The sequence below is a fragment of the Methylobacterium sp. D54C genome, assembly GCF_053345595.1.
In genome coordinates, this window is record NZ_JBKFAK010000002.1 from 238,556 (window position 1) to 257,515 (window position 18,960).

At 71.5% G+C, this 18,960-nt stretch carries 20 protein-coding genes; 8 read left to right on the plus strand and 12 right to left on the minus strand.

Features of this window, described 5'->3' with window-relative positions:
- The first annotated feature begins 107 nt into the window (after positions 1–107).
- Complete coding sequence (gene cutA, locus ACLBYB_RS06475) at positions 108–461, plus strand: divalent-cation tolerance protein CutA (RefSeq protein WP_091926487.1); 354 nt, start codon at positions 108–110, stop codon at positions 459–461.
- A 364-nt stretch (positions 462–825) separates the two neighbouring features.
- Positions 826–1,404, plus strand: a complete 579-nt coding sequence (locus ACLBYB_RS06480) for a hypothetical protein (protein WP_244435367.1) — start codon at positions 826–828, stop codon at positions 1,402–1,404.
- Positions 1,405–1,449: 45 nt separating this feature from the next.
- Here the strand turns inward: ACLBYB_RS06480 and ACLBYB_RS06485 are convergent, their stop codons facing one another.
- The 4 genes from ACLBYB_RS06485 to ACLBYB_RS06500 form a co-directional block, all read right to left on the minus strand.
- A complete protein-coding gene (locus tag ACLBYB_RS06485) occupies positions 1,450–2,586 on the minus strand; it encodes a glycosyltransferase (protein WP_447698282.1) in 1,137 nt (378 codons plus the stop codon).
- Between the two features lie 67 nt (positions 2,587–2,653).
- Positions 2,654–3,412: a lysophospholipid acyltransferase family protein gene (locus tag ACLBYB_RS06490; RefSeq protein WP_447680816.1), complete on the minus strand. Its 759-nt coding sequence runs from the start codon at positions 3,410–3,412 to the stop codon at positions 2,654–2,656.
- A gap of 95 nt (positions 3,413–3,507) precedes the next feature.
- Positions 3,508–5,037, minus strand: a complete 1,530-nt coding sequence (locus ACLBYB_RS06495) for a phytoene desaturase family protein (protein WP_447698283.1) — start codon at positions 5,035–5,037, stop codon at positions 3,508–3,510.
- A gap of 97 nt (positions 5,038–5,134) precedes the next feature.
- Positions 5,135–5,983, minus strand: a complete 849-nt coding sequence (locus ACLBYB_RS06500) for a type 1 glutamine amidotransferase (RefSeq protein ID WP_331300279.1) — start codon at positions 5,981–5,983, stop codon at positions 5,135–5,137.
- Between the two features lie 197 nt (positions 5,984–6,180).
- Between ACLBYB_RS06500 and ACLBYB_RS06505 the strand changes: the two genes are divergently transcribed.
- On the plus strand, positions 6,181–6,495 hold the full coding sequence (locus ACLBYB_RS06505) for a hypothetical protein (RefSeq protein ID WP_447698284.1): 315 nt from the start codon (positions 6,181–6,183) through the stop codon (positions 6,493–6,495).
- Entirely contained in the window at positions 6,473–7,051 is a 579-nt protein-coding gene (locus ACLBYB_RS06510; RefSeq protein WP_447698285.1) for a cache domain-containing protein, read from the plus strand. The genes ACLBYB_RS06505 and ACLBYB_RS06510 overlap by 23 nt, the downstream gene beginning before the upstream one ends.
- A 26-nt stretch (positions 7,052–7,077) precedes the next feature.
- Here ACLBYB_RS06510 and ACLBYB_RS06515 read toward each other — a convergent pair whose 3' ends face one another.
- From ACLBYB_RS06515 to croR, 7 genes are all read right to left on the minus strand, one after another.
- On the minus strand, positions 7,078–8,286 hold the full coding sequence (locus ACLBYB_RS06515; RefSeq protein ID WP_447698286.1) for an ABC transporter permease: 1,209 nt from the start codon (positions 8,284–8,286) through the stop codon (positions 7,078–7,080).
- On the minus strand, positions 8,283–9,260 hold the full coding sequence (locus tag ACLBYB_RS06520; RefSeq protein WP_020090855.1) for an ABC transporter ATP-binding protein: 978 nt from the start codon (positions 9,258–9,260) through the stop codon (positions 8,283–8,285). The genes ACLBYB_RS06515 and ACLBYB_RS06520 overlap by 4 nt, the downstream gene beginning before the upstream one ends.
- A gap of 4 nt (positions 9,261–9,264) precedes the next feature.
- Positions 9,265–9,684, minus strand: coding sequence for a DUF2141 domain-containing protein (locus ACLBYB_RS06525; RefSeq protein ID WP_020090854.1), 420 nt, complete (start codon positions 9,682–9,684; stop codon positions 9,265–9,267).
- Between the two features lie 44 nt (positions 9,685–9,728).
- Entirely contained in the window at positions 9,729–11,318 is a 1,590-nt protein-coding gene (crtI, locus tag ACLBYB_RS06530; protein ID WP_447698287.1) for a phytoene desaturase family protein, read from the minus strand.
- 232 nt (positions 11,319–11,550) lie between these two features.
- The gene (locus ACLBYB_RS06535) at positions 11,551–12,552 is read right to left on the minus strand and encodes a helix-turn-helix domain-containing protein (protein ID WP_447698288.1); all 1,002 of its coding nucleotides are present in this window, start codon (positions 12,550–12,552) and stop codon (positions 11,551–11,553) included.
- Positions 12,553–12,738: 186 nt separating this feature from the next.
- Positions 12,739–13,566 carry a TrmH family RNA methyltransferase gene (locus tag ACLBYB_RS06540; RefSeq protein ID WP_447698289.1) on the minus strand — a complete coding sequence of 276 codons (828 nt, stop codon included), beginning with the start codon at positions 13,564–13,566 and terminating at the stop codon, positions 12,739–12,741.
- A 1-nt stretch (position 13,567) separates the two neighbouring features.
- On the minus strand, positions 13,568–14,041 hold the full coding sequence (croR, locus tag ACLBYB_RS06545) for a 3-hydroxybutyryl-CoA dehydratase (RefSeq protein WP_020090850.1): 474 nt from the start codon (positions 14,039–14,041) through the stop codon (positions 13,568–13,570).
- Positions 14,042–14,230: 189 nt separating this feature from the next.
- Here croR and ACLBYB_RS06550 point away from each other — a divergent pair, with 189 nt between their 5' ends.
- The 3 genes from ACLBYB_RS06550 (at position 14,231) to ACLBYB_RS06560 (ending at position 16,755) form a co-directional block, all read left to right on the plus strand.
- Positions 14,231–14,836, plus strand: a complete 606-nt coding sequence (locus tag ACLBYB_RS06550) for a cation transporter (protein ID WP_091676268.1) — start codon at positions 14,231–14,233, stop codon at positions 14,834–14,836.
- A gap of 32 nt (positions 14,837–14,868) precedes the next feature.
- Positions 14,869–15,720: a metallophosphoesterase gene (locus ACLBYB_RS06555; RefSeq protein WP_170862887.1), complete on the plus strand. Its 852-nt coding sequence runs from the start codon at positions 14,869–14,871 to the stop codon at positions 15,718–15,720.
- Between the two features lie 141 nt (positions 15,721–15,861).
- Positions 15,862–16,755 (plus strand): transporter, encoded by an 894-nt coding sequence (locus ACLBYB_RS06560; RefSeq protein ID WP_020090847.1) that lies wholly within the window; start codon positions 15,862–15,864, stop codon positions 16,753–16,755.
- A gap of 183 nt (positions 16,756–16,938) precedes the next feature.
- On the opposite strand, the gene ACLBYB_RS06565 is transcribed toward ACLBYB_RS06560, so the two are convergent.
- A complete protein-coding gene (locus tag ACLBYB_RS06565) occupies positions 16,939–18,384 on the minus strand; it encodes a homospermidine synthase (protein WP_091676273.1) in 1,446 nt (481 codons plus the stop codon).
- Positions 18,385–18,759: 375 nt separating this feature from the next.
- On the opposite strand from ACLBYB_RS06565, the gene ACLBYB_RS06570 reads away from it, so the two are divergent.
- Positions 18,760–18,936 carry a hypothetical protein gene (locus ACLBYB_RS06570; RefSeq protein WP_020090845.1) on the plus strand — a complete coding sequence of 59 codons (177 nt, stop codon included), beginning with the start codon at positions 18,760–18,762 and terminating at the stop codon, positions 18,934–18,936.
- The last annotated feature ends 24 nt before the right edge of the window (positions 18,937–18,960 follow it).

An 18,960-nucleotide genomic window follows, 5' to 3' on the forward strand; every position in this document is an offset into this window, starting at 1 on the left:
CTCAGGGTTCACGTCACGGCTCCAGTCTGACGAGCGAACCGCCCGGTTGACGTCCTTGCCCGGCATGCGCCTCACTCCGCGAGCACACGCGCAATTGGAGGCATAGCATGGAGCGTCCGCTCCTCGTCTACACCACCTTTCCCGACCTCGCCTCGGCGCTGAACATCGGCGAGGCGCTGGTCCGCGAGCGACTCATCGCCTGCATCAACGTGCTGCCGGGCATGCAGTCCGTCTACAGCTGGAAGGGTGCGGTGGAGCGCGGTGCCGAGGTCGCCGCCATCCTCAAGAGCCGCGAAGGTCTGGCCGACGCGCTGGCGGTCGCGTTGAAGGCCCGCCACCCCTACGACACGCCGATCATCCTGCATCTGCCGGTCGCCGGAGCGGACGCCGACACGGCCGCCTGGATCCTGGCGGAGACGCAGCCCGGTGAGCCGTTCGAGAACGGGACCCAGGCGGACTGATCCGGCAGACTGCGCCGCGCTGCTTCCCACCCTGACCCTTCCGGCCGGTTCCGGCAGTGTGCCGGACAGGGTCCAGACGGCTGTGGACAAGCGCGCTTTGCCGTCGGTGCGGGCGACACAATGGCTCGTCAGACACTGGTGCCATTGGCGTAGTCGTGGAATCGAACTAAAAAGACATAAATATACGAATCTATGCGAAAAATATCCGATGTTGAATTATGAAACGAGAATTTATACTGAGCGATTGGAGTAGAAGATTGAATTCATCTGGTGTGCTTGGCTAGAAAACCTCCGTGCGTACACCGCACGCGATGCGACGCGGAGGAAAATCATGGGACGTTTCAGGAATGCAGGACGGTTGGGGTTGGTCCTGCTCGCCGCAGTCGCGGGCGCCGTGCATGCGCAAGCGGCCGGGGCGCCGAAGAGCGAGCCGCTGATGACCGTCGCGCCGGCGCCGTCCGGTCCCGCCGGCCTCGCATCGGCCGATCCGCCCGCCTTGCGGTACGGTGTCCTCTATGCCGACGACAAGGGCCACAGCCATGTCCAGTATTGCGACCTGAAGAACTTCATCTTCAAGAGCTACGCGCCTCCGGCAGCGCCGCAATATGTCGGCTTTCCGCCGGGTGAGGTGACGTCGATCAAGTACGCGGTCCTGCCGGTCGGCTATGTCGGCACGTGGCACACGGCGCCGGGTCCCCAATGGGTGATCACCCTGTCGGGCCGCTGGTCCGTGGAGGCTACGGACGGGTCGGTGCTGGAGCAGGGCCCCGGCGAGGTGGAATTCAACGCCGATATGGGATCGACACCGCAGGGGCCTGAGGGCCATGTCGGACACCTGACCCGACAGGTCGGCGACGTGCCGAACGTGCAGCTCATCGTCTCGCTGAAGCCGCAGGTCGGAAAGGCCCGCTCCACCGATCCGTGCCAGCCGTCCCAGCCGTGAAGCACGGCGCGGGCCGGCGACGCTCGTTCCGCCGGCCCGTGCGGGTCAGCCGCCGCTCACCGGATAGCTGCGGCCCTTCCAGGTCGCCGCGCCGGCCCGTTCGCGGCGCAGGAGCACGTTCCACTGGATCGCCAGGGCCACCGCGACCGCCGCGGGGTGGAGCGGGATCGTCGCCCACGGGGCCCGGACCGCGACGGTGACGGCCGTTCGGGTCGCCAGGGACAGGCCGAGGGCCAGGGCGGCCGGGGTCAGGGCGGAGGCCGGCAGCAGCCCGAGCAGACCGGCCAGGACGAGGAGCGGCGGCAGGATCTGGCCGCAGCCGAGGAGCAAGGTCCAGATCGGAAGGGCGCGGGGCGTGGCCATGCCCTCGTGGGCGTTCTTGGAGAAGCCGGCCCAGGCCTGGGCGAAGCCGTCGTACATCCGGCAGGTGGCCAGCGCGGCGGCGGCCACGAGATCCGTCCGGTAGCCCGCGGCCCGGAACAAGCGGGGCAGGCGGACTCCGTCGTGCAGGGAGGTGCGGATCGCGCCGTGGCCACCGGTGGCCGCGTAGGCCCCCCGATCCATCAGGATCAGTTGACCGCAGGCCGCGCCGAGCGACGGGTCGGACAGGCGGCGCATCAGCGGCACGGGCAGGAAGCCGAGGAGCAGGAAGTCGATCATCGGCACCGTCAGCATCTCGCCGACCGTGTCGGTCCGCTGCCGGGGCACGCCGCTGACGAGGGCCGCGCCGGTGCGGCGAGCCTGCGCCGCGAGGGCGGCGGCTGCCACGGCCTCGAGGCGCACATCGGCGTCGATGAACAGCAGGTGATCGCCGCGGGCGAGCCCGGCCATGTGGCTGCAGGCGTGGTTCTTGCCCGTCCATCCGTCGGGCAGGGCCGGCACCGGGACGAGACGCAGGCGCGGGTCGCCGACGGCGCGCACGATCTCGGCGGTCGCGTCGGTGGAATGGTCGTCGCCGACGATCACCTCCACCGGGACCGCGACGCTGGCGAGCGCCGCCCGCACGGTGGCGTCGATGTTGCCGGCCTCGTTGCGCGCCGGGATCAGGATCGAGACGAGGCCGGCCCCGGTCTCCACCACGGGCCGGCGCAGGACCGCGAGATTCACCGCCGCCAGGATGGCCGGCAGGAGGGCGGTGGCGAGGCAGAGGTACGCCAGGGCCGTGAGGATCGAGTCGGTCATCGTCTGCGCCGGCAGGGGAGCGCGCCACGATAGGGGATCGGGCGGGATCTGGCGCGCGCGGGCGGTCTCATCCGGCGCGATCCTGACCGCCCGCGGCGCGGTGCGCCGGATCGAACCGGCGGCCGGAGAGGCGGGCCGACAGGCGCCGCCACAGGTCGTAGAGGCCGCCGACGCCCTTCCGGCCGGAAACCAGCGTGCGGAAGCGTCCGGGCTCCCGGCTGATCACGTCGGCGCTCAGGCGGTCGAGGGTTCGGGTCAGTTCGGATTCCAGGCGCGCGAGGCGCTGATCGCGCGGGAGCGCGGCGAGTTCGGATCCGGCGATCCCCGGCCCGAAGGCCGCGAAGGCTCCCGCGCCGCGCTCGTCCCAGAAGGTGTACTCGACGGCGAGCGGGACGAAGAGCGCGTCGGGGGCGATCTCGGCGAGCCGCGCGACGCCGGGACGGAGGGCCAGCGGCCGCGCGCGGGCATCGGCGAAGCGGCCCTGCGCGGTGATCCAGAGCATGCCGTCGGGGGCTCCGAGGATCGACCGTGCGGCTGCCAGGAACTGCGCCGCCCCGCGCGGGCTGTCGAGGTCGACGCCGAAGGCGCCGATCCGCTCGAAGATGCGGTAGCGTGCCAGCATCGCGGCGTCGAACGGCGCGCGGCTCGCCCGCTCCGGATAGAGCCGGCCGCCCAGCACGATGATCAGCGCGGCGTCCCACCAGGCCGGATGGTTGCAGTAGACCACGATCGCGCCGGGATGGTTCGCGTCAGGCGGCGCGCTCCAGAGGGGCAGCCGCAGGGCGTCGAGGTGGCGGTGCAGGTAGCGCTCGAACCACGCCACCATGAAGGCGCGGATCCGGGGCGAGACCGGGGGCAGGGGGGCGCCGCGCGCGCCTCTCGCACCCCCCGCGGCGGGGGGCGGAGATGGCGGCGTCGCGGTCACGCCGAGGCGCGCAGGGCGCCGCGCGCGTCCTGGTCATGCGCGTCGGCGGCGATCCAGCCCGACATCATCACCATCGGCATGCCGGGCCCCGGATGGGCGGCGCCGCCCGCGAGGTAGAGGCCGCGCACCTGCCGCGACCGGTTGCCGGGCTTGAACGCCCCCATAACCCGCCCGTGGGAGGCGAGGCCGTAGATCGCGCCGTTCAGGACCTTGTAGCGCTCGTGGATGTCCTGCGGCGTGAGGTGGCGCTCGACGACGATACGCTCTTCGAGGTCCGGCATGCCGGCGGTGCGCTTGAGCTTGTCGAGGATCGTGCGGCGGTAGTTCTGGAACAGCGGCCCGTCCGGGCGCCAGTCGTGGTGCGGCCGCAGATACGGCGTGTGCACGAGGACGTAGAGCGCCTCGCCGCCCTCGGGCGCCACGCTCGGATCGGTGGAGGAGGGAGCTGCCAGATAGGCGGTCGGGTCCGGGGCCGGCTCGCCCTTGTTGTAGATGTAGTCGAACTCCTCCTCCGGGTCGCGGGAGAAGACGAAATCGTGGTGGTTCAGGTGCTCGTAGCGCCTGTTCAGGCCGAGATAGAGCACCACGCCCGAGCAGGCCGGCTCGGGGTTCTTCTTGGCGTAGGCCTTGGCGGCCTCGCCGCCCACGAGCTCGCGGTAGGTGCGCACCGAGTCCATGTTGGAGATCACCGCGTCGTAGGGCGTGACCCCCGCGGCCGTCCGCACGCCCCGGACCGCGCCGTTGGCGGTCTCGATCCCGGTCACCTCGGTGTCGGTCTTGCACGTGGCGCCGAGTTCCTGGGCGAGCTTCGCCAGTCCCTCGGCGACGGCGCGGGTGCCGCCCATCGGGTACCAGACGCCGTCGGCCGTCTGCATGTGGGCGATGGCGCAGAGCACCGCCGGCGCGCCGTAGGGCGAGGAGCCGACATACTGCACGAAGTGGTCGAGCATCTGCGCGAGCCGCGCGTCCTTGACCTTGCCGCGGATCGTCGAGGCCACCGAGGCGTGCATGCGCAGCGACAGCACGTCGCGCAGCGTGCCCGGGTTCATGTTGGCGCGGATGTTGATCGTGTCGAACAGGTCCTCGACGGGCTTCCAGAAGAAGAATTTCTCGGAGACGCCGTGCAGATGCTCGGAGATCGAGAGGAACTTCTTGTAGCCCTCGCCGGTGCCGGGAGCGAAGCGCTCCATGTCGCCGGCCATCCGCTCGACGTCCTGCATTAGGTCGATGTGGGTTCCGTCGTCGAAGAAGCAGCGCCACTGCGGGTCGAGGCGGCGCAGGTCCATGTAGTCGTGGACCGAGCGGCCGGCCTCCGCGAAGATCCGCTCCAGCACCCGGGGAACGGTCAGGATGGTCGGGCCCATGTCGAAGCGGAAGCCGCCCTCGTGGAGCACCGCCGCCTTGCCGCCGAGCCAGCCGTTCTTGTCGTAGACCGTCACGCGGTGGCCCCGCGCGGCGGCGACGCACGCGGCCGCGAGTCCGCCGAGCCCGCTGCCGATGACGGCGACCGTGGAATCCTGGCTCATCCTGCTGGCTGGCTCCCCGGGCCGAGGAAGGCGTGGCCCGCAGAGCGAAGCTAGACCTGGGGCCGGGCGGGTCAACGCGCCACCCGGTCGCGGTCGCCTAGTGGCGGCGCTCGCCTGTGGACAGGCGCGCCAGGAAGTTCCCGATCTCCCGCCGGCGGAGCCCGGCCTCCAGCACCTCGGGCCCGACGCCGTGACGCCAGGCCAGGCGACGCGCGGTCTCCGGGTCGTGGCCCTGGAGCGTCGCGACTTCGTCGGCATAGGCGGCCACGGCCCGCGAGTTCTCGGCGAGTCCCGCCTCGACGATAGCGGTGTCGCAGAGGCGCAGCATCGCGGCCAACTCGTCGAGGTCGAGCTCGGGATGATACTGCGTCCCCCAGAACCAGCCGCGATCCCGGCGGATCTCGAGGGCCTGGATGCCGAGAACGCGGTTGCCGGCGAGCACGCGGGCGCCCGGGGGCGGCTCTAGGACGGCGTCGGAGTGGATCGCCGGGGCGTCCCAGGTCGCCGGCCGTCCGGCGAGCAGCGGGTGAGTCCGGCCCTCCTCGGTCGGGGTGATCGCCCGGGCGAAGCCGTATTCCGGCCCGCGGGGGTTCTCGGCGGCGCGCCCGCCCGCCACCGTGGCGGCGACCTGCACGCCCCAGCACGAGCCGAAGACCGCGCGCCCGGCCTCGAAGGCCGCGCGCATCAGGTCGAGCTGCCGGTTCACGGCCGGCGTGCCCTCCGAGACCTTGAGGGTCGAGCCGGTGAAGATCAGGCCATCGAACTCCGCGAGACCCGCCGGCAGGGCCGCGTCGGCGTCGGCGGCGTTGACGTGCCGGCAGACGGAGCCCGGCGCGAGGTCCCGCACCACCGCCGCGTAGGACTCGGCCGAGGTTCGTCCGGTGGCCGCGACGTGGCGGTCGCGGGCGGCGCGATCGTTGCCGTCGGCGATGAGCAGGCGGAGCATGCGGGATACCGGGGAGCGCGGCCGTAGCGGAGGCGCCTCTATGTCGGTGCGCACCGCGTCGCAGGAACGGCGCGGATCGTCGCGGGAGGCGGGCGCTGAAATCGGGCCCGACTCCTCCAAACGGGTGATGCGTCCCGCGAGGCCGGGTTTACCCCTTCCGTCTCGGACTCCGAGGAACGATCAGCGCGGAGGACAGGATGCCAGATCTCGCCGAGGTGGAGCTCTACTGCGCGGAAGGCCGGGATATCCTCGCTCACGCGGAGAACATCGTTGCCGACCTGGACCGGAGAGGTGCCTGCGAGGGGCACTGCCTGATGGCGAACCAGGGCCTCGCGGCGCTGCGGAACCTCGACCGCATCATCGAGCGGCACCGCAGGCGGCTGGCGTTCCTGGCCCTGCCCAACGCGGTCGGCTCGTCCCCACCTCCGTCCCCTCCGCGGAAGCGGAACTGGCTGCTCTTCCTCCGGCGGCGCGGCGGGTACGCGGGCCATGGCATCGAGGCGCATTCCTAAGGCTTCCCCGGAGGATCGGGCGAGCCACGCGAGGCGTGCAGATCCCCGGCTGCCGGCGACGCGGCGGTGCGACGGCCTGTCGAGGACCCTGCTGGTCGGGATCGTGCTGCTCGTCCTGGGGTTGGCCATCCCGGCCACCGCCCGGCGAGCACCCCCGCCGTTGCACCAGGCGGCCGAGATCGAGGCCCTGGTCAACAGGGCGGCCGACATGCTGGAGGCCGAGGGCGCGCGGGCGTTCGACGCGTTCCGGCGCAAGGGAAGCACCTGGCGATACGGGGACGTCTACCTGTTCGTCGTCGACCTGCGGGGGATCGTCCTCTTCAACGCCGCCCATCCGAACCGCGAGGGCCACGACCTGCTCCACGAGCGCGACGCCGACGGGAAGCAGTTCCACCACGATTTCATCGACGCCGTCACGCGGTTCGGGTCCGGATGGGTCGACTACATGTTCCCGAAGCCCGGCCAGTCGGCGCCGAGCGTGAAATGGAGCTACGTCTGCGCGACGCGCGTGGCCGGCGTGGAAGCGCTGGTCGGTGCCGGCGTCTACGTGGAGTAGCGCCGTCCGGATCGGCACGCCGGGACCTAGGCCGTCCGCCGCGCCGCCAACGCGAGGGCGAACGCGAGACCGGCCAGGGTCAGCGCCGCCAGGACGCCCAGGGCCGGGGCCGCGGCGGAGAAGCCCTCGCCCAGGGCGTTCTGGTAGGCCTCGATCGCCCAGGCGTTCGGGGTGAGCCATCCGGCCTGCTGCAGCCAGGGCGGCATCAGGAACCGCGGGACCATCGAGCCTCCGACCGCCGAGAGCAGCAGCACCCCGAAGGTCGAGGCGAGATGCGCCTGCTGGCGCGAGGCCGCGAGCGCGCAGGCCGCGAGCGCCAGACCGGCCGCCATCGCGGAGACCAGCAGGCAGGCGGCCAGGAAGGACGGCCAGTGCGGACCGATCTCGACGCCGTAGAGAAGCGCGGCGGCCAGGAAGATCAGTCCGGCCTGGACGAGCCCCTGCAGCGTCAGGAAGGCGAACTTTCCGAGCACCACGACGGGCAATCCACCCGGCCCGGCCATCAGCCGCTCTGTGAGGCCCGTCTCGCGCTCCTCGACCAGGGACATGGCGCCCTGCATGGCGGCGAAGAGCAGGAACACCGCGGTGATCGCGCCGGCGTAGTAGCTCACCCGGGCATTGGCGGTCCCGGACGCGGTGCTGCGGCGCTCCACCAGGGAGGCGAAGCTGAACGGTTCCTTCTTGGCACGCTGCTCGGCGAAGGCCTCGTCGAGGAACCGGCGCTCGTCTGGACCGATCTTGCCCGTACGCTCGACGTCGGCGACGACCCGCGACAGGACCACGTCGGGCAGCGCCTCGTTCAGGACCCGCTGGAGCTGGCCGAGGGCGATCGGTGTCGCCAGCGCCTTGGCGGGGTTCTCGACCAGCACCACCGGCTGGTCCGCGGAACCGGGCGCGGCCTCAGCAGGGGCGGCGATCAGGTCTCCACGCAGGACCAGCGCCACGTCGACCTCGCCGGCACGCACCGCCTGCGCCACGGCGTCGATGTCGGTCGAGGGCAGCCGCGTCACCCGGAGCGAGGGATCGGCCGCGAGCGCGTCGGCGAGGCGCTGTGTCGCCGCGGTGTGGACGAGGTCGGCCAAGCCGAGATGGATGCGGATCCGGTCGCCGATCGCACCGGAGAAGATCGCCGCGAAGATCGAGAAGATCACGGTCGGCAGCACGAAAGCCATCACCAGCGCGGCCCGGTCGCGCAGGAGGGTCAGGAGCATAACCCGGAAGGCGGCAGCGATCATCCGGCGGCCCCGACCCGGAGCGGGGTGGCCTCGGGATCCGTCAGTTCCCGCGGGCGGAGGGCGTCGAGGTAGAGCGTCTCCAGCCGCGGAGCCCGCACCCGGATCTCGGCCACCGGAACGTTCTGGGCGCGCAGGGCGCCGAGCAGTGCCGCGCCGTCGAGGCCGGCCCGTTCGACCGACCGCCAGACGAGGCCGCCAGCCTCGGCGGGCACGAAGCCGGCCCGGCGCAGCACGCCCTCGGCCTGTCCCGTCACCGGGCCGGTGAGGCTCAGCTCCCGCTCGGGCGCGCCCGTGCGCAACTGCGCGAGCAGGTCGGCGAGACGGCCGGCACGCACGACCCGGCCCTGGGCCAGGAACGCTACCCGGGAGGCGAGGCGTTCCGCCTCGGCGAAATCGTGGGTGGCAATCAGGATCGCAGTGCCGGCGGCCTTCAGGCGGTCGAGCACCGCGTGGATCGCGGCCCGCGCGGCGAGGTCGACGCCGCTGGTCGGCTCGTCGAGGAGCACCAGCCGGGGCCGGTTCATCAGGCTCGCGGCGATGTTCACCCGGCGCCGGTACCCGCCCGACAGGACGCCGACCGGGCGCCGAGCCACGTCGCCGATGTCGGCCATGGCCAGGGCGGCCTCCACGGCCGCCTTCCGGTCGCGGCGGGAAACCCCCGCCAGCTGCCCGAACACGCCGAGATTTTCCGACACCGTCAGCCGCGGGTAGAGGGCGATCTCCTGCGGCACCCATCCGATGGCGCGTCGGGCCTGTCCCGCGCGGTACGGGTCCGCTCCAGCCACGCGCACCGATCCCGCACTCGGGGCGAGGCGCCCCGCCACGAGGCGCATCAGCGAGGACTTACCGGCTCCGTTCGGTCCGAGCAGCGCCAAGGTGTCGCCAGTGCCGAGGTCGAGATCGACCTGATCCAGCACCCGTCGGCCGCGGAGGTCGAGGCCGACGCCCGCGAGGCGGACGAGGGGGGCGTCCATCGGTTCACCGACCCGGCAGGGCACGGCCGAGGCGCACCCGTACGGCGGCGCCGGGCTCCCGGAGGGCGAAGGCCGCCTCGGCGAAGTCGGGTCGCGCCCGCCGCCCGACGGCCCCCGAGAAGCCGTAGGGCTCGAGCGGCAGGCCGAGGCCGGTGCGGTCGAGGCGCCCGTTGCCGTTGGCGTCCTGGTAGGCCGCCACCGCGTAGGTTCCCGGCGGGACATCCCGGAAGGTGAACCGCGCCCGGTCAGTGGTTGCCGGCGCGTCGTCCCCCCTGAGACACGACGTCTCCGAGAGACCGCCCTGACAGAGCGCGACGCGCACCTGGCCGCCCCCGGGCTCGATGCCGTCGACCTCGACCTGGACGGCGGCGGCCCATGCCGGCACGGCCGCGGCGCAGAACCAGGCGGCCACGGCAACCGTCACGCGTCCTCTCGGCCTCCGGAGAAGGCTCCGGTCGGTCGCCGCGCTCACGAGGCCTCGCTGGAGGTGGCCAGCGGGGCGGTGTCGGGGATGCCGGCCGCGGCGGCGGCGCGGGCACCGGCAAGCTCCTCGATCAGCAGCCGGGCCGAGATGCGGGCTCCTTCGTAGATCACCGGCAGGCCCGAGCCCGGATGGGTGCCGCCACCGACGATGTAGAGCCCCGGTCCGAAACGATTGTGCGGCCGGAAATACAGCATCTGCATCAGATCGTGGGCGAGGTTGAAGGTGGCGCCCTCGTGGACGGCGAAATCCTCCTCCCACTGGGTCGGGTCGATGATCCGCTCGTAGCGGATGCGGGACTCGAGATCGTCGATTCCGAGGAGCTTCAGCCGTTCCAGGACCAGGGCGCGGTAGGTCTCCCGCATCGCCGCCCAGTCGATCCCCGCCTTCAGGTTGGGCACCGGCACCAGCACGTAGAGGGCTGTGTGTCCGGGCGGCGCCATCCCGCCATCCGTGTAGCCCGCGTGCTGCACGTACAGGGACGGCTGCATCGGCAGCGTGCCCTCCGTGATCTCGCGGATGTTCTTCTCATAGCCGTCGGCCAGGAGGATCGTATGATGCCCGAGGCTGTCGGGCATTTTCCCCTCGAGGCCGAGATACAGCATGAAGGTCGAGCAGGAGAGCCGAGCCTTCCGGATCTTGGCGTCGCGCCAGCGCGGCCGGTGCCGCTCCGGGACGAGGGCGCGCACGACCTTCGCGAAGTCACCGTTGATCAGCACCGCGTCGGCGTTGAAAGTCTCGCCGTCCGCTACCAAGCCGGTGGCGCGCTTGCCGTCGAACAGCACCTCCTCGACGTTGCTGTTGAGCCGGAGGTCCACGCCCATGCGACCGGCCAAGCCCGCCATCGCCTCGGAGACGGCGCCGCAGCCGCCCACCGGGTGATAGACCCCGTGCTCGTATTCGAGGAACGACAGGATGGTGAACAGGCTCGGGCACCGGAACGGCGACATGCCGAGATACTTGGTCTGGAACGAGAAGGCGAGGCGCACCCGCGGGTCGGCGAAGTGGCGCTTGAGGTCTCGGTCCACGCTCCGGCCCGGATGCAGGTAGGGCAGGGCGGCCAGCATGGCCGGGCTCGCCATGCTGCGCAGGGTGTGGAAGGCCTGTTCCAGGACCGGCTTGAAGTAGTTCAGCTTGGTCCGGTTCTCGGAGAAGAAGGCCTTGACGTTCTTGGCGTCGTCCGGCGCGAGGCGGGCGATCTCGCGCTCCAGGCGCTCGACGTCGCCGGTCGCGCGGATCGTTCCCGAGATCCCCTCCGCGCCCTCGAACACGAGGTGGTACTGCGGGTCGAGCCGCTCGAGCTTGACATGATCTTCCAGCCGCTCGCCGCAGCTCGCGAAAATATCCGCAAGAATCTGTGGATAGAGGAAGAACGTCGGGCCGATATCGAATCGGTAACCGCCGGGAGCCTCGACGGTCTTCGTCCGACCCCCGACCTGCGGGTCCTTCTCGAAGATGGTGACGTGGATCCCGGCCCGCGCGAGCAGCAGGGCGGCGGCCAGTCCGCCCGGTCCGGCCCCGACCACGGCCACCCGGCGTCCGGTCAGCGCCCGCAACCCATCCCCAGACTGAAGCAACGTCCCCGACTCCTCACAGAATCCCGATACCCCGTGCAGCCAAGCTAGCTTCGCATCATCGCGCGGCAATTGCAGCCGTTTGTCGCGCGCACAACGCTGTATACGATCATACCGTGGATACACATCCGCAAGGTTTCTCGAGGCGAGCCGCGTCGCGGGCCGCCCGTGGCCTCGCCGGCGGCCTCGCCAGCGCCGGATCGCGTGTCGGGCCGTCCTCGGTGGAGCGGGCGCCTCAGCGCTGGCCCAGACGCTCGTACCAGGCGTGGGCCTGGGCGGGCGTCTGCTCGAACGTCCGGGTGCCGTGGGGCCTCCGCGTCTGGCGCCATTCCCGCGGCGTCACCCCGAAACGAGTGCGGAAGGCGCGGCTCAGGTGTGCGGGATCCTTGAAGCCGTGCTCGCTCGCCAGGCGCGCAAGCGCCCGCGTCTCGAGCGGATCCTCCAGGGCGATCCGGATCGCCTCCAACCGTTTCTCCCAGACGCGGTGCATGACGCCGCCGACGTTCTGGAAAGCGCGGTACAGCACGGTCCGCGAGACGCCCGCCCCGTCGGCGAGCCGGTCCGGCGAGAGGTCGGGCGAGGCCAGGTGGAGATCCATCAGGCGCTCGACGAGGGCGACGAAGCCGGCATCCAATTCCGGGCCCTGCAGCACGTCCGAGGCCGCGGACGGATCGAACAGGCGGCGGACGAAACCGGTCAACTCACCCGCGATTGCCGGCTCGTCGTCGGCGGCAGCCGTCGGCAGCCGGCGGTACAGGGCGTGCAGCCGGGCGACGAGCAGACGGTTCCGCTCCCTGTCGAGGAAGATCGGGATCCGCTCGACCGCGCAGTCGGCCAGCAGGCGCCGCGGGATGGTCAGCCCGATCGCGCTGGAGCTCACCCCGCGGGCATCGAGTTCCCGGCCCATATTGGCGGCCATGATCCGGTTGCGCTGCTGCACCACCGGGCTGCCCGCGACGTCCCCGGACAGGCCACCCGACACGTAGAGCATGAACGTGAAGTGATCCGGCGTCGCCGCGGCGTGGCGGCGATCGCGGACCATGTGCTGGGCCGAGAAGACCATCCGGCTGGCGAGGATGTCCCCCAGGACCGTGCAGGACAGGTTCCCGCGCGGCACCGGAGCCCCTTTGATCTGCTCGATCCGAACGATGGGTGCCATCAGATCGCGCCAGGCCGCGAAGGCCTGCGCGGGTTCGAGGGGATCGGTGTTGAAGTGAAGCGTCGGGAGACTCGACATGCGATCCGGCGCGGCGTCGTGACGGTCTTGAGATCTCAGCTTGCGCACACCCGCGCGTGGCGTCGAGATGTCCATGTGTTGCAGGCGGACGATTGTGCGCCGGCCCTGTTCGGCGGCGTCCGCGCGGAGAATACTGAGTTCAGGAAACGGCCGGCCCGGGCGGAGGGAGCTGTCGTCGCGGCGCGTTCACGGCCTGCCGAGGCGCCCCTGGCCGCGCGCGATGGTGTAGAGGGCGACGCCCGCCGCGGTGGCGACGTTGAGCGAGTCGAAGCCGGCGGCCATCGGGATCCGGATCGGACGCGCCCGGGCCAGCGTCGCCGCATCGAGGCCGGGTCCCTCGGTGCCGAGGATCAGGAGCGCGCGCGCCGGGACGTCGAGCGTGTCCAGAGTCTCGGTCGCCCCCGGGCTGAAGGCCAGCGGCTGGAGATCGAGGGTTTCGGCGAGCCGCAGCCAGTCCTGCCCTTCCGGCAGCCGCGCGAAAGGCTGGATCAGGGCGGCCCCTGTGGAGACGCGGATGCTCTTGCGGTAGAGCGGGTCGCAGCTCGCCCCGTCGAGGAGCACGGCGTCGGCCCCGAAGGCCGCCGCGTTGCGGAAGGCGGCGCCGACATTGTCGTGATTGGTCAGGCCCGCGAGGCCGACCACGAGGGCGGGGGCGGGCGGCGGCGGTACGAGGTCGGCCGCGCCGGGCTCCGGCCCGCGCAGGCCGACCGCGAGGACCCCGCGGTGGATCGGGAAGCCCGTCACGGCGCTCATCACCGCCTTCGAGGCGCCGAACACGGGCGGCGGCTCCGCGGCGGCGGCGACGTCGGCGGCGAGTCCGGGCCAGCGCTCAGGCGCGAGGAGGATCGATTCGGCGCGGAAGCGGCTGCGGCGCCCGAGGAGCAGCCGCAGGGTCACCTCGCCCTCGACGATGAAGCGCCCGGCGCGGCCCACGAGGTCGCGCTCGCGCATCCGGGTGTAGGGCTCGAGGCGGGGATCGTCCGGGTCGGCGAGGAGCTCCGGGACCGGAGTCACCTCAGCCCTGGGACCGGTCGGAGCGGTTCGCCAGCGGGTCGGCCTCAGCCTTGGTCGGCACCTTCACCAGGGCCTCGCCGTCGAGGACTGTCTCACCGCCCACCGAGCACTTGCAGGCGAGGCGCGCGCGCCGCCGCTCGGGCATGAGTTCGGCCACCGTCACGGTGACGTCGACGACGTCGCCGATCCGCACCGGGGCGCGGAAGTTCAGGGTCTGGGAGATGTAGACGGCGCCGGGCCCCGGCAGGCGGGTGCCGAGCACCGCCGAGATCAGCCCGGCCGTGTAGAGGCCGTGGGCGATGCGGGTGCCGAACGGCGTGCGCGCGGCGAAGTGCTCGGACAGGTGGATCGGGTTGCGGTCGCCGGTGATCTCGGCGAAGCCCACCACGTCCGAGGAGGCGATGGTCTTCGAGAGGGTCTCCGACAGGCCGACCTCGAGATCCTCGAAATAGAGCACGCGCAGTTCGGGCAGCATGACGCGGCAGACCTCCGGTTCCGGCCGGTCATTCGTCTCGTGCAGCCGGCTCCGGCAACGGCGTCGCACGATCCAGGCGGCGAATCCACCCGGACAAAGGCGTAACGGCGTCGAACTTTCTTGAGCCGCGGACAGGCTTTTCTCAACGGCCGCTCGACAGCGCCGCGCGCGTCGGCGAAGAGGCGTCCCGTGATCGCCGATGATGCGCCCCGGCCCGCGCCGCCCGCCCTCCGCCCGGTCGTCGCCCGCGTGGCGGCGCTCAACCTCGGCTATTTCGGCATCGAGATCGCGGTGGCGCTCGCCATCGGCTCGGTGGCGCTGATCGCCGACAGCCTCGATTTCCTCGAGGACGCGGCGATCAACCTGCTGATCTTCGCGGGTCTCGGCTGGAGCGCGCGCAACCGCGCCCGCCTCGGGACCGCCATGGCGGGGATCCTGCTCCTGCCGGCGCTGGCGGGGGCCTGGGCGGCCTACGGCAAGATCGCAGATTTCACCGCCCCCGCGGCACTGCCCCTGACCCTCGCGGGGCTCGGCGCGCTCGCCGTGAACCTCACCTGCGCGCTCATGCTCGCCCGGCACCGCTCCGGCTCGGGCAGCCTGACCCGGGCGGCCTACCTCTCGGCGCGCAACGACGCCGTCGCCAACCTGGCGATCATCGCCGCCGGCCTGGTGACGGCCCTCCACCCGTCCCCCTGGCCCGACCTCGTGGTGGCGGCCGGGATCGCGATCCTCAACGCCGACTCGGCCGCCGACATCCTCAAGGCCGCCGCGGCCGAGCGCAGAGCCGCGCGGTAGCGGTCCCGAGCGGCGACACGGCAGCGACCATCATGCGCATCTTCCCCATCTCGGACCTGCACCTGGAGCGGCGCCGCCTCGACCGGATCGCGCCGCCCGCGGAGCCGTTCGACCTGCTCGCCTGCCCGGGCGACCTCCACGAGGGACATCCCGAGCGGGGGCTCGCGGCGCTGCTGCACCTCGCGCAGAGACGGCCGATCGTGCTGGTGCCGGGCAACCACGAGCGCTACGCGCCGACCGGGGACCGGCGGACCGCGCCGGAGCTGATCGCCGCCCTCGAGGCCGAGGTCGGTCGCCTCAACCGGCTCGGCGCGCGGATTCATCTGCTCCAGCACGCGCGGAGCTGCGTCATCGACGGTGTCCGCTTCGTCGGCACCACCCTGTGGAGCGACTGGACCCTCGCGGGGCGCTGGCTCGCACCGGACGCGCCGAACCGGCCCGACGATCCGGTGGCCTACGCGGCGTCGCGCATGACCGACCCGGTGACGGGCTCGCGGGAGTATCTCGGCTCGATCCGCAAGGCCGACGGCAGCCCCTGGCAGCCGGCGGACGCGATGGCGGAACACCGGATCGAGCGGGCGGCCCTGCACGCGGCGCTCCGGACCCCGCACGACGGACCGACCGTGGTGGTGACCCATCACCCGGCGAGCCCGCTCGCGGCCGACCGCTTCCGGGACGCGCCCGGCGTCCCCTGGTGGGTGCCGGCCTTCTACGCCAGTACGGCCCTCGACGACCTCGCGGAGGTCGAGCGGCCGGAGCTGTGGATCTCCGGGCATTTCCACGCCGGCCACGACCTGCGCATCGGCCGTTGCCGCTGGATCTCGAACCCGGTGGAGGGCACGACCTACCGCGGCGACTTCGTCGTCGAAGTCGAGGATCCGTGATTTAGTCCTCCCGCCAAGAGAACGGTCTGTCGACGCCGTGCGATCGCGCACGGCTTGGCCGTAACGGCGGGATGCTGTCGGAGTGAACGCCCGTCAAACCCTGATCGGCCCCGAATGACGGGGCTCAGGTTCGGGGTTTTCATGGCCGGATTTAGCCTGACGTCACGTTGGGTCGCGGCGGCGGCTCTCGCCGTCTCGGCCCCGATCGCCGCCGCGTCGACGGCCACGACCGCGCGGGCGGCGTCCGCGGCGCAGCCGGGACAGACGGTCGGCCTGCCGGTGGGCGACCAGCTGCCGGTCGGCCTGTATTTCGTGAACCTGTCGAGCTTCGGCGTGCGCGGCACGCTCCCGCGCGACTCGTCGACCAACGTCAACCTGCCGACCTTCGCGTGGGCGACGCCCTGGGATGTCGCCGGTGCGCGCCTGCAGTTCTTCTTCACCCAGCCGGTCGCGGCGGCGAGCAGCCAGGGCGCGCCCTATCAGAGTGGCGTCGGGCAGCAGCTGCTGGCGGCCCAGCTCGCCTGGGACCTCGGCGGCGACGTCGGCTTCAGCTACCTGTTCGGCGGCTACCTGCCGATCCAGACGCGATTCCTGACGCAGTCGGCCTCGCTGACCCACCGCTTCGCGCTGAGCTACACCGGCCAGGGCTGGAACCTCACGGCGAACCTGCTCTACGGCGTCTTCCTCGACACGCGCTCGCCCAGTGGCACCCTCTATCCGGACTACATGAACCTCGACCTGACCATGACGAAGAAATTCGGTTCCTGGCAGATCGGCGCGGTGGCCTTCGGGTCGACGGACCTTCCTACCGGCGTGGCGAGCTACCGTCCGCAGGGCCAGATCGCGGTGGGCGGTCTCGTCGGCTACAATTTTGGGCCCGTGAACCTGCAGGCCTACCTCACGCACGACGTGGTCGAGCGCAATTACGGCGGCCGCGAGGTCCGCGGCTGGCTGCGCGCGATCGTGCCGCTGTACCAGGACAAGAACGAGGTCGAGCCGGGCCGCACCCTCGTGACGCGGCGGCAGGCCGAGTAGCCGAGCCGGCTGAAACTCTCCGGGCCGGTGTCATCCCTGGCATAGGCCGCGGGGCCGGGCGGGGGGACGTACGAACGGGGCCTCCGAGATCGTCGCATCTCGGAGGCCCCGTTCGTGCGTTCAGGACGGCGCCGCCGATCCGGCGCGGATTCGCGCCCCGACTGACGGGGCGCGGCGGAAGCCTCAGCCGTGCACCAGCACGTTGCGGAACTGCCAGGGATCACTGGTGTCGATGTCCTCCGGGAACAGGCCCGGGCGGTCGGTGAGCGGCGTCCAGTCCGTGTACACGCCCACGACCGGGCCGAGATACGGGGTCTGGACCTCCAGGCAGCGGCGGAAGTCCATCTCGTCGGCCTCGACGATGCCGGCCTCCGGATTCTCCAGGGCCCAGACCATGCCGGCGAGCACCGCCGAGGTCACCTGCAGGCCGGTGGCGTTCTGGTAGGGGGCGACCCGGCGGGTCTCCTCGATGGAGAGCTGCGAGCCGTACCAGTAGGCGTTCTTCGCGTGGCCGTAGACGAGCACGCCGAGCTCGTCGATGCCGTCGACGATCTCGGTCTCGTCGAGGATGTGGTGCTGCTCCTGCACCTGGGCCGCCTTGCCGAACATCTCGTGGAGCGACAGCACGGCGTCGTCGGCCGGGTGGTAGGCGTAGTGGCAGGTCGGCCGGAAGACCGGCTTATCGCCCTCGCGCACCGTGTAGTAGTCGGAGATGGAGATCGCCTCGTTGTGGGTGACGAGGAAGCCGAACTGCGACCCGGCGGTCGGCACCCAGGTGCGCACCCGCGTGTCGGCGCCCGGCTGCAGCAGGTAGATCGCGCAGCGCGACCCCTTCTCCTGCTCGCGGGCGTTGGCGGGCTTCCAGGTCTCGTGCGTCCCCCAGCCGAGCTCGGCCGGCTGGTTGCCCTCGGAGACGAAGCCCTCGACCGACCACGTGTTCACGAAGACGCCCCGCGGCTTCGGATTCTTGGCGCGCTGCGTGTCCCGCTCGGCGATGTGGACGCCCTTCACGCCCAGATCCTTCATCAGGGCGGCCCACTCGGCCTTGGTCTTTGGCTCGGGCCGCTGCAGGCCGGTATCCTGGGCGATGTTCAGGAGCGCCTGCTTGACGAACCACGAGACCATGCCGGGATTGGCGCCGCAGCACGACACGGCCGTGGTGCCGCCGGGCTTCTGCGCGCGGGCGTCGAGGATGTTCTCGCGGAGCGCGTAGTTGGTGCGGTCGCCCTGGCTCTTGGTCTTGTCGAAGTAGAAGCCCGGCCAGGGCTCGGCCACGGTGTCGATGTAGAGGGCGCCGAGCTCGCGGCAGAGCTCCATGATGGCGCGCGAGGAGGTGTCGACCGACAGGTTGACGCAGAAGCCCTGGCCGCCGCCCTCGGTGAGGAGCGGGGTGAGCACGTCGCGGTAGTTCTCCGGCGTCAGGGCCACCTTCTCGAAGCGCAATCCGTGCTTCTCGGCGAGGGACCGATGCGTGTCGACCGGGTCGATCACGGTGAAGCGGGCGCGGTCGTACTCGAAGTGGCGCTCGATGAGCGGGAGGGTGCCGCGGCCGATCGAGCCGAAGCCGATCATCACGATGGGGCCGGTGATCCGGCCATGGATCGGGTGATGGGTCGGCTGGTCGGTCATGCGGGATATCCTCGTCTGGCGGACGCCGGGCGCGTCCGCTCATCTGCTCGCGGGCGGGTTATGGCGCGCGTGTGACAGTGCGGCGACAGGCCCGCGCCGCCGGAGCGGTGCCGGTGCGGTCCAGGGCCCGAGTCGCCTGAAACGCGCTCAATGGCGGCTTGCCCGTCGCCGGTCAACCGCGCCCCCATTACCCTTCGTTAACGCGCCCTCACCGAAACGTCGCGCGAAGTATGAATCCAGCGCATGCGTACCCCATCATCTGCTCAGTGGCAGTCCCTTGGCGCGGGCCTCATATTGCAATGCAGCAAGGCCGCGCAGAGGGCCGCAGAGTTGGGGAGCGACGAAACGCCCGGGATCTCGCACCTGGAGTCCGTCATGCTCGCGCTCATCACCGCCCGGATCCCCGGCCCTGCCGTCGAGACCGCCGATCGCGATCCCGGCTTCCTGACCCTCGTCTTCGCGGTCGCCCGCACACTGCGCGTCGGCGCGGAGAGTGCCTTCGCCCGCCGCTGCGCGCTCGCGCGCTCGATCGGTGGCCCGAATCCTCTCTGAGACGCGCGCAACCCACCGGCGCCG

What these genes read in the sequence shown, in the direction of transcription:
- cutA (WP_091926487.1), top strand. Translation starts at nt 108, where the DNA reads ATGGAGCGTCCGCTCCTCGTCTACACCACCTTTCCCGACCTCGCCTCG.
- ACLBYB_RS06485 (WP_447698282.1), bottom strand. Translation starts at nt 2,586, where the DNA reads ATGACCGACTCGATCCTCACGGCCCTGGCGTACCTCTGCCTCGCCACC.
- ACLBYB_RS06490 (WP_447680816.1), bottom strand. Translation starts at nt 3,412, where the DNA reads ATGGTGGCGTGGTTCGAGCGCTACCTGCACCGCCACCTCGACGCCCTG.
- ACLBYB_RS06495 (WP_447698283.1), bottom strand. Translation starts at nt 5,037, where the DNA reads ATGAGCCAGGATTCCACGGTCGCCGTCATCGGCAGCGGGCTCGGCGGA.
- ACLBYB_RS06500 (WP_331300279.1), bottom strand. Translation starts at nt 5,983, where the DNA reads ATGCTCCGCCTGCTCATCGCCGACGGCAACGATCGCGCCGCCCGCGAC.
- ACLBYB_RS06505 (WP_447698284.1), top strand. Translation starts at nt 6,181, where the DNA reads ATGCCAGATCTCGCCGAGGTGGAGCTCTACTGCGCGGAAGGCCGGGAT.
- ACLBYB_RS06510 (WP_447698285.1), top strand. Translation starts at nt 6,473, where the DNA reads ATGGCATCGAGGCGCATTCCTAAGGCTTCCCCGGAGGATCGGGCGAGC.
- ACLBYB_RS06515 (WP_447698286.1), bottom strand. Translation starts at nt 8,286, where the DNA reads ATGATCGCTGCCGCCTTCCGGGTTATGCTCCTGACCCTCCTGCGCGAC.
- ACLBYB_RS06520 (WP_020090855.1), bottom strand. Translation starts at nt 9,260, where the DNA reads ATGGACGCCCCCCTCGTCCGCCTCGCGGGCGTCGGCCTCGACCTCCGC.
- ACLBYB_RS06535 (WP_447698288.1), bottom strand. Translation starts at nt 12,552, where the DNA reads ATGTCGAGTCTCCCGACGCTTCACTTCAACACCGATCCCCTCGAACCC.
- croR (WP_020090850.1), bottom strand. Translation starts at nt 14,041, where the DNA reads ATGCTGCCCGAACTGCGCGTGCTCTATTTCGAGGATCTCGAGGTCGGC.
- ACLBYB_RS06555 (WP_170862887.1), top strand. Translation starts at nt 14,869, where the DNA reads ATGCGCATCTTCCCCATCTCGGACCTGCACCTGGAGCGGCGCCGCCTC.
- ACLBYB_RS06560 (WP_020090847.1), top strand. Translation starts at nt 15,862, where the DNA reads ATGGCCGGATTTAGCCTGACGTCACGTTGGGTCGCGGCGGCGGCTCTC.
- ACLBYB_RS06565 (WP_091676273.1), bottom strand. Translation starts at nt 18,384, where the DNA reads ATGACCGACCAGCCGACCCATCACCCGATCCATGGCCGGATCACCGGC.
- ACLBYB_RS06570 (WP_020090845.1), top strand. Translation starts at nt 18,760, where the DNA reads ATGCTCGCGCTCATCACCGCCCGGATCCCCGGCCCTGCCGTCGAGACC.